Origin of the sequence: Streptomyces sp. NPDC032472, from assembly GCF_040636955.1 — a bacterium.
GTDB lineage: Bacteria > Actinomycetota > Actinomycetes > Streptomycetales > Streptomycetaceae > Streptomyces.
On sequence record NZ_JBEZVK010000007.1, the window covers coordinates 1 to 19093 of the forward strand.

The 19093-nt window shown below is 73.5% G+C and carries 17 protein-coding genes and 1 pseudogene; 15 read left to right on the forward strand and 3 right to left on the reverse strand.

The window, feature by feature from the left end:
• Positions 1–452: 452 nt before the first annotated feature.
• The 3 genes from AB0F11_RS06085 to AB0F11_RS06095 all read left to right on the forward strand — a co-directional run bounded on the left by AB0F11_RS06085 (position 453) and on the right by AB0F11_RS06095 (position 3336).
• Positions 453–1433: a helix-turn-helix domain-containing protein gene (locus AB0F11_RS06085; RefSeq protein ID WP_362168924.1), complete on the forward strand. Its 981-nt coding sequence runs from the start codon at positions 453–455 to the stop codon at positions 1431–1433.
• Positions 1434–1457: 24 nt separating this feature from the next.
• A complete protein-coding gene (locus AB0F11_RS06090) occupies positions 1458–1940 on the forward strand; it encodes a DUF456 domain-containing protein (RefSeq protein WP_362168925.1) in 483 nt (160 codons plus the stop codon).
• A gap of 175 nt (positions 1941–2115) precedes the next feature.
• Positions 2116–3336 (forward strand): beta-ketoacyl-ACP synthase II, encoded by a 1221-nt coding sequence (locus tag AB0F11_RS06095; RefSeq protein ID WP_362168927.1) that lies wholly within the window; start codon positions 2116–2118, stop codon positions 3334–3336.
• A gap of 721 nt (positions 3337–4057) precedes the next feature.
• Here the strand turns inward: AB0F11_RS06095 and rsgA are convergent.
• Entirely contained in the window at positions 4058–5170 is a 1113-nt protein-coding gene (rsgA, locus tag AB0F11_RS06100) for a ribosome small subunit-dependent GTPase A (protein WP_362168929.1), read from the reverse strand.
• 315 nt (positions 5171–5485) lie between these two features.
• Between rsgA and AB0F11_RS06105 the strand changes: the two genes are divergently transcribed.
• Complete coding sequence (locus AB0F11_RS06105) at positions 5486–5896, forward strand: VOC family protein (protein ID WP_362168931.1); 411 nt, start codon at positions 5486–5488, stop codon at positions 5894–5896.
• Here AB0F11_RS06105 and AB0F11_RS06110 read toward each other — a convergent pair.
• Entirely contained in the window at positions 5818–6561 is a 744-nt protein-coding gene (locus AB0F11_RS06110; protein ID WP_362168933.1) for a helix-turn-helix transcriptional regulator, read from the reverse strand. The two genes, AB0F11_RS06105 and AB0F11_RS06110, sit on opposite strands and share 79 nt — an antisense overlap.
• 31 nt (positions 6562–6592) lie before the next feature.
• Positions 6593–7813: a YihY/virulence factor BrkB family protein gene (locus AB0F11_RS06115; RefSeq protein ID WP_362168935.1), complete on the reverse strand. Its 1221-nt coding sequence runs from the start codon at positions 7811–7813 to the stop codon at positions 6593–6595.
• A gap of 17 nt (positions 7814–7830) precedes the next feature.
• Between AB0F11_RS06115 and AB0F11_RS06120 the strand changes: the two are divergent.
• From AB0F11_RS06120 to AB0F11_RS06170, 11 genes and pseudogenes are all read left to right on the forward strand, one after another.
• A pseudogene (locus tag AB0F11_RS06120) lies at positions 7831–9521 on the forward strand (acyl-CoA dehydrogenase family protein).
• 369 nt (positions 9522–9890) lie between these two features.
• Positions 9891–11183, forward strand: coding sequence for a GAF domain-containing protein (locus AB0F11_RS06125; protein WP_362169203.1), 1293 nt, complete (start codon positions 9891–9893; stop codon positions 11181–11183).
• Between the two features lie 5 nt (positions 11184–11188).
• The gene (locus AB0F11_RS06130) at positions 11189–11752 is read left to right on the forward strand and encodes a GNAT family N-acetyltransferase (protein WP_362168937.1); all 564 of its coding nucleotides are present in this window, start codon (positions 11189–11191) and stop codon (positions 11750–11752) included.
• 168 nt (positions 11753–11920) lie between these two features.
• Positions 11921–12004, forward strand: coding sequence for a putative leader peptide (locus AB0F11_RS06135; RefSeq protein ID WP_312845914.1), 84 nt, complete (start codon positions 11921–11923; stop codon positions 12002–12004).
• A 216-nt stretch (positions 12005–12220) separates the two neighbouring features.
• Positions 12221–13912, forward strand: a complete 1692-nt coding sequence (locus tag AB0F11_RS06140) for a nitrite/sulfite reductase (protein ID WP_362168939.1) — start codon at positions 12221–12223, stop codon at positions 13910–13912.
• Complete coding sequence (locus AB0F11_RS06145; RefSeq protein WP_362169226.1) at positions 13909–14142, forward strand: hypothetical protein; 234 nt, start codon at positions 13909–13911, stop codon at positions 14140–14142. Before AB0F11_RS06140 ends, AB0F11_RS06145 begins: the two co-directional genes overlap by 4 nt.
• Positions 14139–14861, forward strand: a complete 723-nt coding sequence (locus tag AB0F11_RS06150) for a phosphoadenylyl-sulfate reductase (protein ID WP_362168941.1) — start codon at positions 14139–14141, stop codon at positions 14859–14861. Before AB0F11_RS06145 ends, AB0F11_RS06150 begins: the two co-directional genes overlap by 4 nt.
• Before the next feature lie 71 nt (positions 14862–14932).
• A complete protein-coding gene (gene cysC, locus AB0F11_RS06155; protein WP_362168943.1) occupies positions 14933–15478 on the forward strand; it encodes an adenylyl-sulfate kinase in 546 nt (181 codons plus the stop codon).
• Positions 15475–16416, forward strand: coding sequence for a sulfate adenylyltransferase subunit CysD (cysD, locus tag AB0F11_RS06160; RefSeq protein ID WP_362168945.1), 942 nt, complete (start codon positions 15475–15477; stop codon positions 16414–16416). Before cysC ends, cysD begins: the two co-directional genes overlap by 4 nt.
• Before the next feature lie 2 nt (positions 16417–16418).
• Positions 16419–17747, forward strand: a complete 1329-nt coding sequence (locus AB0F11_RS06165; RefSeq protein WP_362168947.1) for a GTP-binding protein — start codon at positions 16419–16421, stop codon at positions 17745–17747.
• Positions 17748–17965: 218 nt separating this feature from the next.
• On the forward strand, positions 17966–19093 hold the full coding sequence (locus AB0F11_RS06170; RefSeq protein WP_362168949.1) for an aliphatic sulfonate ABC transporter substrate-binding protein: 1128 nt from the start codon (positions 17966–17968) through the stop codon (positions 19091–19093).

The following is a 19093-nucleotide window of genomic DNA, read 5'->3' on the forward strand; positions in this document are numbered from 1 at the left end:
GCGGCGCCCCCCCCCCCCCCCCCCGGGGGGGGGGCGGGGGGGGGGGGGGGGGGCCCCCCCCCAAGGAACCCGGCTCCGCCAGGTACCGGGCTCCGCCCGGACCCGCGCCTCCAACGCCGGCGAGGCAGGATTGGCCGGACCCCGCCATCGGCGGCGGGGCGAGACGCTGGTAGCTGCACGCGGCGCGGGCCATCGGCGTCGGGCCGTAGGGTCGTGGTCGGTTCGGGCGGGAAATCGGGCGCATCGGCCGTGGGGCGCGCATTCCGGTCAAGCCGTTGTATTGCACGGCAAGCCCCCGCTTAAGTGCCGTCCCACCGGGGGAGGTTGGTGCTGCGGGGGCCTCGCCTTGGCAGAGGGGCGGGAGGTGCGGTGATATGGGCCCGGCGGGTTTGCGCCGCGGCCGGCCGTTCCCGCCTGCGGGCACGCCGTGGCGAGAGGTGGGGGTGGACGGGTTGCTGAACGCGATAGGCCTGGACGAGGGCCAGGAGTCGGCGTACCGCGCGCTGGTCGCGCTCGGGGCGGCGGAGGTGCCGGATCTCGCGCACCGCCTGGCCCTCCCCGTGCCGCAGACCGAGCGCGCCCTGCGGCACCTGGAGCGGCACGGCCTGGCGGCGCAGTCCTCGGCCCGCCCGGGCCGCTGGGTCGCGGCCCCGCCCGGGGTGGCGCTGGGTGCGCTGCTGACCCAGCAGCGGATCGAGCTGGAGCAGGCCGAGCAGGCGGCGGAGCTCCTGGCCCGGGAGTACCGCGGCGAGGCCGCCGAGTCGGCGGTGCACGACCTGGTCGAGGTGGTGACGGGCGCGAGCGCCGTCGCGCACCGCTTCCACCAGATCCAGCTCGGCGCGGCCCACGAGGTGTGCGCGCTGGCCAGCGCCCGGCCGCTGGTGGTGTCCGGGATGGAGAACGAGCCGGCCGAGGAGCAGGCCGCCGTACGGGGCGTCGCGTACCGGGTGGTGATCGAGCGGGACATCCTGGGCCTGCCGACCGGCATCCGCGAGGCGTCGACGGCGCTGGCGCGCGGCGAGCAGGTACGGGTGACGCACCGGGTCCCGACCAGCCTGGTGATCGCGGACCGGACCCTGGCGATGGTCCCGCTCACGGCCCGCGGCACGGAGCCGGCGGCCCTCGTCGTCCACGCCTCGGGGCTGCTGGAGTCGCTCGTCGGGCTGTTCGAGGCGGTGTGGCGGGAGGCGATGCCGCTGCGGCTGGGGGCCACCGGGGCGCCGGAGGAGTCGGACGGGGTGCCGGACGCCACGGACCTGGAGATCCTGACGCTGCTGCTGGCCGGGATGACGGACGCCAGCGTCGCCAAGCACCTGGAGCTCGGGCTGCGCACGGTGCAGCGGCGGGTGAAGGGCCTGATGGAGCTGGCCGGGGTGACGACGCGCCTCCAGTTGGGCTGGCACGCGTACGAACGGGGCTGGGTGGCCCGGTAGCAGCGGGTCGGGCACGCTGAGCGCATGGATCTGCCTCAGCTGTTCCTGGTGGGGCTGGTCCTGCTGCTCGGGGTACTCGGGGTGCTGGTCCCGGGGGTTCCGGGGACCTGGCTGGTCTGGGCGGGCGTGCTGTGGTGGGCGCTGCACGAGCGGACCGCGCCGGCGTGGTCGCTGCTGGTGTCGGCGACGGCCCTGCTGCTGGTGGTCCAGGTGGTCAAGTGGCAGTTGCCGCCGCGGCGGCTGCGCGGGGTGGGCGTCACCCGCCGGATGGCGGCGTACGCGGGCACGGGCGCGCTCCTCGGCTTCGTGGTGGTCCCGGTGGTGGGGGCGGTTCCGGGGTTCGTGGGCGGCATCTACCTGTGCGAGCGGCTCCGGCTGGGCACGCACGGGGAGGCGTGGGCCTCGGTACGGGCCGTGATGCGGGCGGTGGGGACGAGCGTGCTGGTGGAGCTGCTGGCCTGCCTGATGGTGGTCGCGGCCTGGGTGGGCACGGTCCTGGCGGACTGACGCTCGCCGACGCGCCCCCGCTCCCCCGCTCTCCCTTCCGCCGCTATGGCCGAAGCATACAAATTCGTGATCATGAATCCATTGATCACCTTGCTCATGTCGCCTGATTTCCCTTGGCACAGTGGAAGCGCAAGCAGTCCGAACGACTGTGGAATGACCACAAGGGGGATCTGTCATGGGTACGGGTATGACCGGCGTTTGCGTCACCGGCCTCGGGGCCACCACCCCGCTCGGCGGCGATGCGGCGACGACCTGGCAGGCGATGCTGCGCGGCGAGAACGGGATCCGCGCGCTGGAGGAGGAATGGGCCGCTGCACTGCCCGTGCGCATCGCCGGGCGGGTGCGGCAGGAACCGGCCGAGGTGCTGGACCGGGTGCAGGCGCGCCGCATGGACCGGTGCGAGCAGCTCGCGCTGGTCGCGGCCCGCGAGGCGTGGGCCGATGCGGGGCGGCCGGAGGTGGAGCCGGAACGGCTCGCCGTGGTGATCGGGACCGGGACCGGCGGGGCGCTGACCCTGCTCGCGCAGGACGACGTCCTGGAGGCCTCGGGGGTGCGCAAGGTCTCCCCGCACACCGTGCCGATGCTGATGGCGAACGGGCCGTCGGCCTGGGTGTCCATCGAGCTCGGCGCGCGCGGCGGCGCGCACACCCCGGTCAGCGCCTGCGCCTCCGGCGGTGAGGCCCTGGCCCTCGCCCTGGACCTGATCCGGCTCGGCCGGGCCGACGTGGTGGTGGCCGGCGGTGCGGAGGCCTGCGTGGCCCCGCTGCCGCTGGCCGGGTTCGCGCAGGCCAAGGCCCACTCGACGCGCAACGACGACCCGGCGGGGGCCTCGCGGCCCTTCGACGCCGGCCGCGACGGGTTCGTCATCGGCGAGGGCGCCGGGCTGGTCGTCCTGGAGCGGGCGGAGTTCGCGGCGGCGCGCGGGGCCCGGGTGTACGCGCAGCTGGCGGGGGCCGGGGTGACCTCGGACGCCCACCACATCACGGCCGCGCACGCGCCGGGTCAGGTCCGGGCGGTACGGGCGGCGCTGGCCGCGGCCGGGCTCGGCCCCGCCGACGTCGCGCTCGTTCACGCACACGCGACGTCGACGCCGCCGGGTGACCTGGTGGAGGCGCGGTCGATCGCGGAGGCGGTGGGCACGCACGTGGCGGTGACGGCGACCAAGTCGATGACGGGGCACATGTTCGGGGCGGCGGGGGCGGTCGGGGCCATTGCCGCGGTGCGGGCCGTGTACGAGGGGGTGGTTCCGGCGGTCCGCAACCTGGAGGTCCTGGATCCCGAGATCGGGCTGGACGTGGTTGCGGGTGAGGCGCGGCACATGCCGGTGCCTGCGGCGCTGGCCAACGCGTTCGGCTTCGGCGGCCACAACGCCGCCCTGCTGTTCACGGCCGCCTGACCCCTTTCCACGCGCCGCTCGCGCGGCTCGGCGCCTGGGGCGCCTCACCGGCATCGCGCCGCTGCGCCGGACTCCGTCCGCCGGCCTGCGGGGCGGGGCCGGGGGCCGTGGCTCGGGTCCGGCCGTTGCCTGCGGGGGTGTGCCGCTGCGCGGGGCTGGTCCCCTACCCACCCTTCCACCGTTCCCCGGGCTCCGCCCGGACCCCAAGCCGCACCGCTTACGCGGGCACGGTCCGCAGGCGGCCGCCTCCCTCGCACACCCAGCCCCGCCGGCGCCTGCGGACGGTGTCCCGGGGGCCAGCCCCCGTGCCCTCCAGCCCCGCCCGCGCCTGAGGCGCGGGGGTCCGGGCGCAGCCCCGGCGGCCACCCGGCCTCGCCGGCGTTTGAGGCGCGGGGGTCCGGGGGCTGGCCCCCGGGACACGGTCCGCAGGCGGACGAGTGCCCCGCACACCCAGCCCGCCGGCGCTTGAGGCGCGGGGCTCGGGCGCAACCCGGGCCCTCCAGCCTCGCCGGCGTTTGAGGCGCCAGGGGCCGGGGCGGAGCCTCGGGGAACGGGGGAAGGGCGGGTAGGGGACCGGCTCCGCGCAGCGGCATACCCAGCCCCGCCCTTCGCCTGCGGGGCGCGCCCCGGGGGTCGGCCCCCGGACCCCCGCCTCAGACGCCGGCGGGGCCGGGTGTGCCGCCCCCGCCCCCTCAGGGGCAAGGGCGGCGGGCGCAGCCCGTCAGGACCGGGTGCCCCGCTTGGCCGCATAGTTCGCGCGCCCCACCGCCGACTTCAGCCGCCAGTCCCGCCGGATCTCGGCCCGCAGCCGGGCATCCGTCTTGGCCACGATCCGCTGGTTCTCCCGGAGCAGCTTGCGGTAGCTGTCCAGGCGGCGCTGCGCCAGCGCCCCGGACTCGACCGCGTACAGCACCGCACACCCCGGCTCCGCCTCATGGGCGCAGTCGTGGAACCGGCACTCGGCGGCGTACTCCTCGATCTCGGAGAAGACCTGCCCGACCCCGCTCTCGGCGTCCCAGAGGCCGACGCCGCGCAGTCCGGGGGTGTCGATGAGGACGCCGCCGCCCGGCAGGGCGAGCAGGTTGCGCGTGGTCGTGGTGTGGCGGCCCTTGCCGTCCACCTCGCGCGTGGCCTGTACGTCCATGACGTCCGCGCCGAGCAGCGCGTTCGCCAGCGTGGACTTGCCCGCGCCCGAGATGCCGAGCAGCACGCTCGTTCCGTCGGCGACGACCGCGGCGAGGATGTCGGTGCCCTCCCCGGTGAGGGAGGACACGGTGAGGACCTGGACGCCCGGCGCCGCGGCCTCCACGTCCTGGACCAGGTACGACAGCGACACCGGGTCCGGTACGAGGTCGGCCTTGGTCAGGACGACCAGCGGCTGCGCCCCCGACTCCCAGGCGAGCGCCAGGAAGCGTTCGATGCGGCCGAGGTCCAGCTCGACGGCCAGCGAGACCGCGATGATGGCGTGGTCGACGTTGGCGGCGAGGATCTGCCCCTCGGAGCGCTGCGAGGAGGTGGAGCGCACGAAGGCGGTGCGGCGCGGCAGGTACGCCTTCACGTAGCGCGGGTTGCCGGTCGCCTCCACGGCCGCCCAGTCACCGGTGCAGATGACGCGCAGCGGGTCGTGGGGGGTGACGAAGGCGGTGTCGGCGCGGACGATGCCGTCCGCGGTCATGACGTCGCACTGCCCGCGGTCCACGCGGACCACGCGGCCGGGCAGCAGGCCCTGTTCGGCGTACGGCGCGAACTCGGCCTCCCAGGCCGCGTCCCAGCCCAGGTCGGTGAGCTGGAACGAAGCAGAAGACGACGCAGAAGCAGAAGACGAGAGAGACAAGGGGAACCCTTCGGAGGGTGGCCCCGGCAGTGGGCGCGCGGTGGCGCGCGAAGTGAAGTGGTGTGAGGTCAGCCGGAGACCACGGAAGTGACATTGATGGTCTTCTGGATGCGGGCAGCACCCTGCGCAGCGACAGTCATCAATGAACTCACCTCCTGGTCGTACAACGGTCCGACGGCTCCGCCCGGTTCCGTCCGGCGGGCACGGAGATCACGTTAACAACCCCTCCGGGGCCGCGCCAATCCTTTTTCCGCCGGCGCCGCCGTGTCCGATTCGTTCAAGACCTGTGCGGGGGCGGCTTCCTAGCCTGGCCGCATGACTCCTCGACTCGACATGATCGGCCTGGTCGTCTCCGACATGGCCGCCTCGCTCGCCTTCTACCGCCGCCTCGGCCTGGACGTCCCGGCCGACGCGGACGGGCAGCCGCACGTGGAGGCCGCCCTGCCGGGCGGGCTGCGGATCGCCTGGGACACGGAGGCGGTGGTCCGCTCCTTCGACCCGTCGTGGTCCGGGCCGGCCGGGGGCGGCCGGCAGGAGCTCGCCTTCCTGTGCGACTCCTCCGCCGAGGTGGACGCGCTGTACGCGGAGTTGACGCAGGCCGGGTACGAGGGCCACCTGGAGCCCTGGGACGCCTTCTGGGGGCAGCGCTACGCGGTCGTCCTCGACCCGGACGGCTGCGGCGTGTCCCTGTTCGCCCCGACCGAGCCCGCGGAGCCCGCCGCGTAGGCGCCCGGCGTGGTGCCGGCCAGGGCCCGGACCTCACGGGTGTAGTGGGCCTGGTCCGCGTACCCGGCCCGGTGGGCGACCTCGGCCGCCGCCAGCCCCTGCCGGGCCAGGGCCAGGGCGCGCTGCAGGCGCAGCACCCGGCCCAGCATCCGGGGCCCGTAGCCGAACGCGTCGAGCGAGCGCCGGTGCAGCTGGCGGGCCCCGAGCCCGACGTCCGCGGCGACGGCCGCCACGGAGTGCCCGGCGCGCAGCCCGGCCGCCACCCGGGCCGCGAGCGGGTCCGCGGGCCCGGTCTCGGCGGTTCGGGCGCGGGCCAGCCGCTCCAGGCCGGTGCGTGGGTCCCCGTACGCCCCGACCTGCTCGGCGAGGCGGCGCACCTGCGCGCCCGGCCACAACGCGGCCAGCTCCACCCGCCGGTCGAGCAGTTCGCGGGCCGGTACGCCGAGCAGCGCGGGCGCGGCTCCGGGGGCGAAGCGGATCCCGGCGAAGCCGGTGCCGGGCACCTCCCCGGCGGGGTGCGGGCCGGTGTCGGGGCCGGCGACGAGCAGCCGGCCGTCGATCCACAGCAGGTCCATGCAGCCGTCGGGCAGCACCACCGTGCCGGGGGCGTCGGCGCGCCACAGGACCGCCCCGGGGACCAGCGGGGACGGCCGCTCCTCGTACATCAGGGCATCAGTCCCTCAAGCCTTCACGACATCAGTGTTTGCGCAGTCGGGCCGTGTAGTCGTCGGGCGGCAGGAAGTTCGACCAGCGCTCCGGGAACTCCGACGGCATGCCCGCGTCGCCGTCCTCGTCGTCCTCGGACTCGCCCTCGGCGAGCGCGCGCCAGGCGGCGGCGCGGGCGACGAGCTGGGCGGCCTCGGCCTCGCGGGCCCGCTCGTTGGCCTCGCGGGCGGCGGCGGTGGCCACGGACGGCCAGACCCGGTCGATGGCGGCGTTGACGGCCGCGCCGACGAGGACCGCGAAGGCGGAGACGCCGATCCACAGCAGCACCGCGACCGGCGCGGCGAGGGAGCCGTAGATGGTGGGGCCCTCGACGGTGCTGGTGAGGTAGATCCGCAGCAGGAACGAGCCGAGCACCCACATGGCGAGTGCCACCAGCGCACCGGGGACGTCCTCGATCCAGGGCGAGCGCACGGGCACCGACACGTGGTAGAGGGTGGTGAGGAAGACGATGGACAGCAGGGTGACCGTCGGCCAGTACAGCACGGCGATCACCTCCGTGCTCCACGGCAGCCACTGCACGACGGCGTCGGGCCCGGCCACCATCAGCGGCAGCACGATCGCGCCGATCACCAGGGCGACCACGTAGAGCAGGAAGGCCAGCAGCCGGGTCTTGACGATGCCGCGCTGGCCGTCGAGGCCGTACATGACGGTGATGGTGTCGATGAAGACGTTGACGGCGCGGGAGCCGGACCAGAGGGCGAAGGCGAAGCCGAGGGAGACCAGGTCGGGGCGGCCGCCGCGGGTCACGTCGTCCAGCATGGGCCGGGCGATCTCGTTGACGCCGCGGTCGGACAGGACGGTGCCGACGGCCCGCAGGATGTTCTCCTCGATGGAGGCGACGAAGGTCCCGCCGGTCCAGCCGTCGACGTAGCCGAGGAGGCCGAGCAGGCCGAGGAAGAGCGGCGGCAGCGACAGCAGGGTGAAGAACGCGGCCTCGGCGGCGAGGCCCAGGATCCGGTACTCGATGCACGAGTTCACGGTGTCCTTCAGCAGCAGCCAGCCCATTTTGCGCTTGGAGACGTTGCGGTAGAGGGCGCGGGCGCGGTGGAGGCGTCCGTGGCGCCTGTGCTCGTGGCGCGCGAGTCCGTGCCCGTGCCCGGGGCTCGGGTGCCCGTGGCCGGGCCCGTGGGCGGGTCCGTGCCCGGCCCCGTGCCCGTGGACCCGCTCGGGTGTTTCTTCTGCTGGCTGCACGTCCTTACGGTATCGGCATGGCAGCCACCACCCACACCGTCACCAATCAGCCTCCGCCCCTGGTGGGCCACGACGTCTACAGCGGCGACCGGGCGCTCACCGAGGGCGTGGAGCGCCACCTGGGCGCCCTCGCGCCCGAACTGCTCGGCGAGGTACGCGAGGAGCTCGCCGGGCTCGGGCGGGCCGCGGGCTCGGCGCAGGCGCAGGAGTGGGCCGCGCAGGCCGACGCGAACCCGCCGCGGCTGCGGACGCACGACCGGTACGGGAACCGGATCGACGAGGTGGAGTTCCACCCGGCGTGGCACCGGCTGCTGGGGCGCGCGGTCTCGGCCGGGCTGACCGACGCCTGGGGGCGGCCGGCGGGGCACCTGCGGCGGGCGGCCGGGTTCTTCGTGTGGTCGCAGGTCGAGGCGGGCCACGGCTGCCCGGTGTCGATGACGCACGCGGCCGTGCCGGCGCTGCGGGCGGATCCGGGGCTGGCCGCCGTGTGGGAGCCGCGGCTGACCTCGCACGTGTACGTCCGGGGGCCGGAGCCGGCGGCGCGGAAGGCGGGGGTGCTGTTCGGCATGGCGATGACGGAGAAGCAGGGCGGCAGCGACGTACGGGCGAACACGACGGTCGCGCGGCCGCTGGGCGGGCGGGCGGCTCGGCCGGGGCCGGGACCGGGGGCTCGGGCGGGGCGTACGAGCTGACGGGGCACAAGTGGTTCTGCTCGGCGCCGATGTCGGACGCCTTCCTGGTGCTGGCGCAGACGGAGGGCGGCGGGCGGGAGGACCCGACCTGCTTCCTGGTGCCGCGGGTGCTGGAGGACGGCACGCGCAACGTGTTCGCGATCCAGAGGCTGAAGGACAAGCTGGGCAACCGGTCGAACGCCTCGGCCGAGGTGGAGTTCGACGGGACGTGGGCGCTGCGGGTCGGGGAGGAGGGCCGCGGACTCCGCACGATCATGGGGATGGTGGCCGCGACCCGGGTGGACTGCGTGCTCGGCTCGGCTGCGCTGATGCGGCAGGCGCTGACCCAGGCCCTGCACCACGCGGAGCACCGCTCCGCTTTCGGAGCACTGCTCATCGACCAGCCGCTGATGCGCAACGTCCTGGCCGACCTCGCCCTGGAGTCGGAGGCGGCCACCACCCTCGCCCTGCGCCTGGCCGCCGCGTACGACGCCGGGACGGACGAGGAGCAGGCCTTCCTGCGCCTCGCGGTGCCCGTCGCGAAGTACTGGGTGGCCAAACGCTGTACGCCGATGGTGGCAGAGGCCCTGGAGTGCCTGGGCGGCAACGGCTACGTCGAGGAGTCCGGGATGCCGCGCCTGCTGCGCGAGTCCCCGCTGAACTCGATCTGGGAGGGCTCCGGCAACGTCCAGGCCCTGGACGTGCTGCGCGCGCTGCAGCGCGAGCCGCAGGCGCTGGGCGCCTTCCTGCAGGAGATCGGGCGGGCGCGGGGCGCCGACCACCGGCTGGACGCCGCGATCAGGGGCCTGCTGACCGAGCTGGCCGACCTGTCCGGGATCGAGGCCCGGGCCCGGCGGGTGGCGGAGCGCATGGCGCTGCTGCTTCAGGCGTCCCTGCTGGTGCGCTGGGCCCCGCCGGAGGTGGCGGACGCGTTCTGCGCCGCGCGCCTGGGCGGCGACCGCGGAGCGGCCTTCGGCACCCTGCCGCACACCCTGGACCTGGCGGCACTGGTGGAACGGGCACGGATCGCGGGCTAGGGGTGGTCCCCAAACCGCTCCGAGCCGGGATCCGGACCCGTCGACCGGGTCAGGGGTGGCGCCGCGCCGACTCGGCACCACCCCTGCCCGAGAAAGCCCCGAGGAGGAGCTGTCACGCCGCTCGGCGGCGTCCGGACAGTTTCGGTCGGGCGGCCGTGACTTGGCGAGAGTTGCGTACCGTTGCAACCCTCTGGGTCGGAACCGTCCGCGGGGTGCGCCAGGGACAGCGGCACACCGGCGTGCCTGCCGGGACGGACGCCCGGCGTGCCTGCCGGGGGCCCGCCGTGCGCCCGCCGGGCCGGTTCCGTCGTACGTCCTGTTCCGCCTGTTCCGTACGGGGAGGTTCCGGTGGCCGACACCGCAGGCAGCATGGTCGACGTGGCGCGCCTGTCGGCCATGGACGCGCGGGAGGCCGCGCGGCTGCTCAAGGGGGTGCGCGCGGCCGCGCTGGCCGGGGACCGGCTGCCGGTGCTGCCGCGCCCGGAGATCGCCGAGTCCTGGCGGCGGATGCTGGCCGGCGGGGTGCACCCGGACCGGGACGCCCGTTCGCGGATGCTGTCGGCCGCGGAGACCGAGGAGCGGCGCCAGGAGTCGCCGCTGCGGGAGATCCTTCCGGTGCTGCGCGAGGGGCTGCTGCCGACGCTGGACACGGCGCTGCACATCATGGTCGTCGCCGACGCGGAGGGGCGGCTGCTGTGGCGGGAGGGCGCGGCCCCGATCCTGCGGGCGGCGGACCGGCTGGGCTTCGGGGTGGGCGCGGACTGGGACGAGGCGGTGGTCGGCACCAACGGCGTGGGCACGGCGCTGGTGGCCCGGCGGCCGGTGCAGGTGTTCTCGGCGGAGCACTTCGTCTCCAGCCACCACGAGTGGACGTGCGCGGGGGCGCCGCTGCACGACCCGCGCGACGGGCGGCTGCTGGGCGTGGTGGACGTCAGCGGGCCGCTGGCCACCATGCACCCGGCGACGCTGGCCTGGGTGAGCTCGGTGGCCCGGCTCGCGGAGCGGGAGCTGCGGGTGCGGCACCTGGAGTCGCTGGAGCGGCTGCGGGCGGTGGCCGCGCCGCTGCTGGCCCGGCTGCCCGGGCGGGCCCTGGCCGTGGACCCGCACGGCTGGACGGCGGCGGTGACCGGGCTGGCCCCGGCGGAGCGGATCCCGCTGCCGAAGGGGTTCGGGCCGGGCCGGGTGTGGGTGCCGCAGCTCGGGGCGTGCGTGGTGGAGCCGCTGCCCGGCGGCTGGCTGCTGCGCGTCGCGGAGGCGCCGGCGAGCGCCGCGGCGGCGAGCCGGGTGGTGCTGGACCTGAGCCGGCCGCGCTCGTGGACGGCGACGGTGTACGGGGCGGCCGGGAGCTGGTCGCAGGAGCTGAGCCCGCGCCATGCGGAGCTGCTGTTCCTGCTGGCGGAGAGCCCCCGGGGGCGGTCGGCGGCGGAGCTGGCCGGGGAGCTGTTCGGGGACCCGACGCGGACGGTGACGGTGCGGGCGGAGCTGTCGCGGGTGCGGCGCAACCTCGCCGGGGTGCTGGCGCACCGCCCGTACCGGTTCGCGGACGACGTGGAGGTGGAGCTGATCCGGCCCGCGGACCCGGCGGGGCTGCTGCCGCACTCGGCGGCGCCGGCGGTGATCAGGGCCCGCCTGGGCCGTTCGGGGCCGGGCGTGATTCCCTGACCTGCATGAGCCTCATCACCCTCACCACGTGGTCCCTGGAGATGACCTCGCCGCAGGACCTGGTCCCGGCGGCCGTTCCGGGATCCGAGATCACTGTCCGGCGGGCGGAAGTCCCCTCGCCGGAGTTCAGCCGCTTCCTGTACGCCTCGGTGGGCGGGGACATCCACTGGACGGACCGGCTGTCGCTGAGCCGCGAGCAGTGGGTGGAGTACCTGGCCCGGCCGGGGGTGGAGACGTGGGTGGCGTACGACCGCGGCACGCCGGCCGGATACGTGGAGCTGGACCCGCAGGACGACGGCGTGGTCGAGATCATGTACTTCGGGCTGCTGCCGGACTTCCGCGGTCGCCGCATCGGCGGCCACCTGCTCACGGTCGGCGTGGCCGCGGCCTGGTCCCTGGCGGAGCGCTGGGCGGAGCGCGAGCCGACGCGCCGGGTGTGGCTGCACACCTGCAGTCAGGACGGCCCGACGGCGATGGACAACTACCTGCGCCGCGGCTTCAAGGTGTTCAAGACGGAGACCGAAGAAAAGCAGGACACCCCCACCCCGGGCCCCTGGCCCGGCGCCTGACCGGGCGCCCCGCCCGACGTCCGACCCGGCCGCGCTCCTTCGCCGCCGGGTCGGAGGTCCGTGCTGCGGCCGCGTAACCTAGATCACGCGTCCCATGATTCGGGACGATCTGGTCCACATCATGGACAGTAGTGGACTCCTCCAATCGAGCCATGACACGCTTCGGCCATGAATGGAGCTGGAACAGCCTTGGTGAGTCGGCGGCACGTCGACCTCGGCCGCATGTCCAGCGCCATCTGTCCGGCGAGCTGACGGAACCAGCCACCGCCGCACAGCGCACCGCACAGCGTCGTCGCGGATGCGCCGCACCCTGCCAGTCCCCTGAAGGCCGAGCACCGCCCTGACCACCGGCACAACCGGAAACAGGCGGCGCTCAGCCGCATCTGCTCAGCGTCAGCGAAGTCACAGGGGTCACGCCGCCGCCTCCCCCTGCCCTTGCCTTGAGCCGCCGAAGAAGGACGTACCGCCATGGCCGCCACCCCCGGAACACCCGCCGCAACGCGCCGCAAGACCGGCCGTCACCGCGGTGAGGGCCAGTGGGCCGTTGGACACCACACCCCCCTCAACGGCAACGAGCAGTTCAAGAAGGACGACGACGGTCTCAATGTGCGGACACGCATTGAGACGATCTACTCCAAGACCGGGTTCGACTCCATCGACCCCAACGACCTGCGCGGCCGCATGCGCTGGTGGGGTCTGTACACCCAGCGCAAGCCCGGGATCGACGGCGGCAAGACCGCGATCCTGGAGCCGGAGGAGCTGGACGACAAGTACTTCATGCTGCGCGTCCGCATCGACGGCGGCCGGCTGACGACCGAGCAGCTCCGCGTGATCGGCGAGATCTCCGAGGAGTTCGCCCGCGGCACCGCCGACCTCACCGACCGCCAGAACGTGCAGTACCACTGGATCCGCATCGAGGACGTCCCGGAGATCTGGCGCCGTCTGGAGGCCGTCGGCCTGTCGACCACCGAGGCCTGCGGTGACACGCCCCGCGTCATCCTCGGCTCGCCCGTCGCCGGCATCGCCGAGGACGAGATCGTCGACGGCACACCCGCCATCGAGGAGATCCAGCGCCGCATCGTCGGCAACAAGGAATTCTCCAACCTGCCCCGCAAGTTCAAGTCCGCGGTCTCCGGCTCGCCGCTGCTCGACGTGGCGCACGAGATCAACGACGTCGCCTTCGTCGGCGTGAACCACCCCGAGCGCGGGCCCGGCTTCGACGTCTGGGTCGGCGGCGGCCTGTCCACCAACCCCAAGCTGGGCGTCCGCCTGGGCACCTGGGTCTCCCTCGAAGAGGTCCCGGACGTCTACGAGGGCGTCATCTCGATCTTCCGCGACTACGGCTACCGCCGCCTGCGCACCCGCGCCCGGCTGAAGTTCCTCGTCGCCGACTGGGGCGCGGAGAAGTTCCGCCGGGTCCTGGAGGACGAGTACCTGGGACGCAAGCTCACCGACGGCCCCGCGCCCGAGGAGCCGAGCGGCCAGTGGCGCGACCACGTGGGCGTCCACCGGCAGAAGGACGGCCGTTTCTACGTCGGCTTCGCGCCGCGCGTCGGCCGCGTCGACGGCGCCACCCTGACCAAGATCGCGGACATCGCCGAGAGCCACGGCTCCGGGCGCCTGCGCACCACCGCAGAGCAGAAGATGATCGTGCTCGACATCGAGGAGGCGCAGGTCGACTCGGTCGTGGCGGCCCTGGAGGCGCTGGACCTGCGGGTCAAGCCGTCCCCGTTCCGCCGCGGCACGATGGCCTGCACCGGCATCGAGTTCTGCAAGCTGGCCATCGTCGAGACCAAGGCGCGCGGCGCCTCGCTGATCGACGAGCTGGAGCGCCGCCTGCCGGACTTCGCCGAGCCGCTCACCATCAACATCAACGGCTGCCCGAACGCCTGCGCCCGTATCCAGGTGGCGGACATCGGTCTCAAGGGCCAGCTGGTCCTGGACGAGGACGGCAACCAGGTCGAGGGCTACCAGGTCCACCTGGGCGGCGCGCTCGGCCTGGAGGCCGGCTTCGGCCGCAAGGTCCGCGGACTGAAGGTCACCTCGGCCGGGCTCCCGGACTACGTCGAGCGGGTCGTCACGCGCTTCGAGCAGGAGCGCGAGGACGGCGAGCGCTTCGCGGCCTGGGTGGCGCGGGCGAGCGACGAGAGCCTGTCGTGAGCGAGCGCGCAGCCCCGTTCCACTGCCCGTACTGCGGCGACGAGGACCTGTTCCCCGGGGAACAGGGCCACGGCGCCTGGGAGTGCAGGTCGTGCAACCGGGCCTTCCAGCTGAAGTACCTGGGCCTGCTGGCCCGCGGCCTGCGGGCGGCGAACGGCACGGGCACGGACACGGACACCACCGGCACGAACACCACGGCGACGGACCGCACCGGGACGGAAGAGACATGACGGCGACCCAGGAGTCACCCGCGGACGATACCGCGGCGCGCGACCTGAAGGCGCTGGCCGAGCAGGCGGGCCGCGACCTCGAGGACGCCGACGCGCTGGAGATCCTGCGCTGGGCGGCCGACACGTTCGGCGCGAAGTTCTGCGTCACCTCCTCCATGGAGGACGCCGTCGTCGCGCACCTCGCCTCCCGGGTCCACCCCGGCGTGGACGTGGTCTTCCTCGACACGGGCTACCACTTCGAGGAGACCATCGGCACCCGCGACGCGGTCGACGCGGTGATGGACGTCAACGTCATCACCCTCACCCCGCGCCAGACGGTCGCCGAGCAGGACGCCGAGTACGGCCCGAAGCTGCACGACCGCGACCCCGACCTGTGCTGCGCCCTGCGCAAGGTCAAGCCCCTCGAAGAGGGCCTGACCGCGTACGAGGCGTGGGCGACGGGTCTGCGCCGCGACGAGTCCCCCACCCGGGCGAACACCCCGGTCGTCGGCTGGGACGAGAAGCGGCGGAAGGTCAAGGTCTCGCCGATCGCCCGCTGGACGCAGGACGACGTGGACGCGTACGTGCTGGCGCACGGCGTGCTCACCAACCCCCTGCTGATGGACGGCTACGCCTCGGTCGGCTGCGCCCCCTGCACCCGCCGCGTGGCGGAGGGCGAGGACGCGCGGGCCGGCCGCTGGGCGGGCCGGGCCAAGACCGAGTGCGGACTGCACGGCTGATGTCCACCCCGCCTGCACGAACCACGGACACCACGGACACCACGAAAACCACGGAACTTACGGAGAAGCGGATGAGCGTGACCGGCCAGGGAGCCACCGTGTGGCTGACCGGTCTGCCCAGCGCGGGCAAGACCACCATCGCGTACGCGCTGGCCGAGCGGCTGCGCGCCGAGGGCCACCGGGTGGAGGTCCTCGACGGGGACGAGATCCGCGAGTTCCTCTCCGCCGGCCTGGGCTTCAGCCGCGAGGACCGCCACACCAACGTCCAGCGGATCGGCTTCGTCGCCGAACTCCTCGCCGCCAACGGTGTGAAGGCCCTCGTCCCGGTGATCGCCCCGTTCGCCGACAGCCGCGAGGCCGTCGCGAAGCGGCACGCCGCCGCCGGTACGACCTACCTGGAAGTACACGTCGCGACCCCGGTCGAGGTGTGCTCCGAGCGTGATGTGAAGGGCCTGTACGCCAAGCAGGCGGCGGGCGAGATCTCCGGTCTGACCGGCGTCGACGACCCGTACGAGGCCCCCGCGGCCCCGGACCTGCGGATCGAGTCGCACACGCAGACCGTGCAGGAGTCGGCCTCCGCCCTGCACGCCCTGCTCACCGAGAGGGGTCTGGCATGACCACCGCCGCGCACCTGCACACCGAGTCCGGCTCCGACGCGCCCTACGCGCTGTCGCACCTGGACGCCCTCGAGTCCGAGGCGGTGCACATCTTCCGCGAGGTGGCGGGCGAGTTCGAGAAGCCGGTGATCCTGTTCTCCGGCGGCAAGGACTCCATCGTCATGCTGCACCTGGCGCTGAAGGCCTTCGCCCCCGCGCCGGTGCCGTTCGCGCTGCTGCACGTCGACACCGGGCACAACTTCCCCGAGGTCATCGAGTACCGCGACCGCACGGTGGCCCAGCACGGCCTGCGCCTGCACGTGGCCTCCGTCCAGGAGTACATCGACGCCGGCAAGCTGCGCGAGCGCCCGGACGGCACCCGCAACCCGCTGCAGACCGTCCCGCTGACCGAGGCCATCCAGCAGCTGAAGTTCGACGCCGTCTTCGGCGGCGGCCGCCGCGACGAGGAGAAGGCGCGCGCCAAGGAGCGCGTGTTCTCCCTGCGCGACGAGTTCTCCCAGTGGGACCCGCGCCGCCAGCGCCCCGAGCTGTGGCAGCTCTACAACGGCCGCCACGCGCCGGGCGAGCACGTCCGCGTCTTCCCGCTCTCCAACTGGACCGAGCTGGACGTGTGGCAGTACATCGCCCGCGAGGGCATCGAGCTGCCGGAGATCTACTTCGCCCACGAGCGGGACGTGTTCCTGCGGGGCGGCATGTGGCTCACGGCCGGCGAGTGGGGCGGCCCGAAGGACACCGAGACGGTGGAGAGGCGGCTGATCCGCTACCGCACCGTCGGCGACATGTCCTGCACCGGCGCCGTCGACTCCGATGCCACAGACCTCGATGCGGTGATCGCCGAGATCGCCGTCTCCCGCCTGACCGAGCGGGGCGCGACCCGCGCCGACGACAAGCTGTCCGAGGCCGCGATGGAAGACCGCAAGCGCGAAGGGTACTTCTAGCCATGACCAGCACCACCGAGCAGCTCAGCGCGACGACGCTGCTGCGCTTCGCCACCGCGGGCTCCGTCGACGACGGCAAGTCCACCCTGGTGGGCCGTCTGCTGCACGACTCGAAGTCGGTCCTGGAGGACCAGCTGGAGGCCGTGGAGCGGGTGTCGGCCGACCGCGGCCAGGACGCCCCGGACCTGGCGCTGCTGACCGACGGCCTGCGGGCCGAGCGGGAGCAGGGCATCACCATCGACGTGGCCTACCGCTACTTCGCCACCGCGCGGCGCCGGTTCATCCTCGCCGACACCCCCGGGCACGTGCAGTACACGCGCAACATGGTCACCGGTGCGTCCACCGCCGACCTGGCCGTGGTCCTGGTCGACGCCCGCAACGGCGTCATCGAGCAGACCCGCCGCCACGCCGCGGTCGCAGCCCTGCTGCGGGTCCCGCACGTGGTCCTCGCCGTCAACAAGATGGACTTGGTCGGCTACGAGGAGGCGGTCTTCGCGAAGATCGCCGAGGAGTTCACCTCCTACGCCTCGGAGCTCGGCGTGCCGGAGATCACCGCGATCCCGATCTCGGCACTGGCCGGCGACAACGTGGTGGAGCCGTCCGCGAACATGGACTGGTACGGCGGGCCGACGGTGCTGGAGCACCTGGAGACCGTCCCGGTCAGCCATGACCTGACGGCCTGCCCGGCGCGTTTCCCGGTGCAGTACGTGATCCGGCCGCAGACCGCCGAGCACCCCGACTACCGCGGCTACGCGGGCCAGATCGCCTCCGGCGTGCTGCGGGTCGGCGAGCCGGTCACCGTGCTGCCGTCGGGCCGTACCTCGGTCATCGAGGGCATCGACGCGCTCGGCGAGCCGGTGGACATCGCGTGGGCCCCGCAGTCGGTGACGGTCCGGCTGAAGGACGACATCGACATCTCGCGCGGCGACCTGATCGCGCCGACCGCGAGCGCCCCGGCCACCACGCAGGACGTCGTCGCCACCGTCTGCCACGTCGCGGACCAGCCGCTGGCGGTGGGTGCGCGGGTGCTGCTGAAGCACACCACCCGCACGGTGAAGGCGATCGTCAAGGAGATCCCGTCCCGGCTGACGCTGGACGACCTCTCCCAGCACCCCGACCCGGGACAGCTGGTGGCCAACGACATCGGCCGCGTGGTCGTCCGTACCGCCGAGCCGCTCGCGCTCGACGCGTACGCCGACTCGCGCCGCACCGGGTCCTTCCTGCTGATCGACCCCGCCGACGGAACCACCCTGGCGGCGGGCATGGCGGGTGAGTCCTTCGCCTCCAAGGCCGAGGCCGTAGAGGCGGATGACGAAGGGTGGGACTTCTAGATCATGCTTTCCGACATCTACGCCACCTTCGCGAAGGAGGGCGGCCGCGTAGGCAGCGGCGCCCTCGGCAGCGGCCAGGGAGGAGTGGCGCGATGTGCGCGATGACGTACGCGCACTGCCTGCGCGCCCTCACCCCCCACGAGCCGTACCTGTCCTTGCACCACCGACGAAGACCTGCGCCGTAATCCAAAGACGGCGCGTCGAGAGGAAGCCCTCCCGTGCCTGCCACCACCGGTACCCCGTTCAAGACCCTGCGCCGCGGCCTCGCCGCAGCTGCCGCCCTCCCGCTGCTGATCGGCGCCCTCGCCTCGTGCGGGTACGGCTCCGAGGCGGAGAAGACCGACGAGAAGAAGGCCAACGTCGCCGCCGACGGCAAGAAGCTGTCGGCCTCCGAGGTCCGGATCGGGTACTTCCCGAACCTGACGCACGCCACCGCCCTGGTCGGCATCCAGGAAGGCCTGATCGCGAAGGAACTGGGCGGCACCCAGATCAAGCCGCAGACCTTCAACGCCGGCCCGTCCGAGATCGAGGCCCTCAACGGCGGCTCTCTCGACATCGGCTTCATCGGCCCCTCGCCGTCCATCAACGGCTACGTGAAGTCCAAGGGCTCCAACCTGCGGATCATCTCCGGCTCCGCCTCCGGCGGCGTGAAGCTGGTGGTGAACCCGGACAAGATCAAGAGCCTGGACGACCTCAAGGGCAAGAAGATCGCCACCCCGCAGAAGGGGAACACCCAGGACGTCGCGTTCCTGAACTGGATCTCCGAGAAGGGCTGGTCGGTCGACCCCGAGTCCGGCAAGGGCGACGTCTCCGTCGTCCGCACCGACAACAAGGTGACCCCGGACGCCTTCAAGCAGGGCTCCATCGACGGGGCCTGGGTGCCCGAGCCGACGGCCTCCAAGCTCGTCTCCGAGGGCGGCTCCGTACTTCTCGACGAGACCTCCCTGTGGCCCGACAAGAAGTTCGTGATCACGAACGTCATCGTGTCGCAGAAGTTCCTCAAGGAGCACCCGGACGTCGTCGAGGCCGTGCTGCGCGGCACGGTGAAGACCAACGAGTGGATCAACGCCAACCAGGACAAGGCGAAGGCCTCCGCCAACGCGGCCCTGAAGGCGCTCAACGGCAAGGAGCTGGAGCCGGCCGTCATCGACCCGGCCTGGAAGAGCATCCTCGTCACGGACGACCCGCTGGCCTCCACGCTGAAGACCGAGTCCGACTGGGCGGTCAAGGCCAAGCTCATCGAGCAGCCCGACCTCGCCGGCATCTACGACCTGTCGCTCCTGAACAAGGTGCTGAAGGCCGCCGGCAAGCCCGAGGTCGCCGACGCCGGTCTCGGCGCCAAGTAA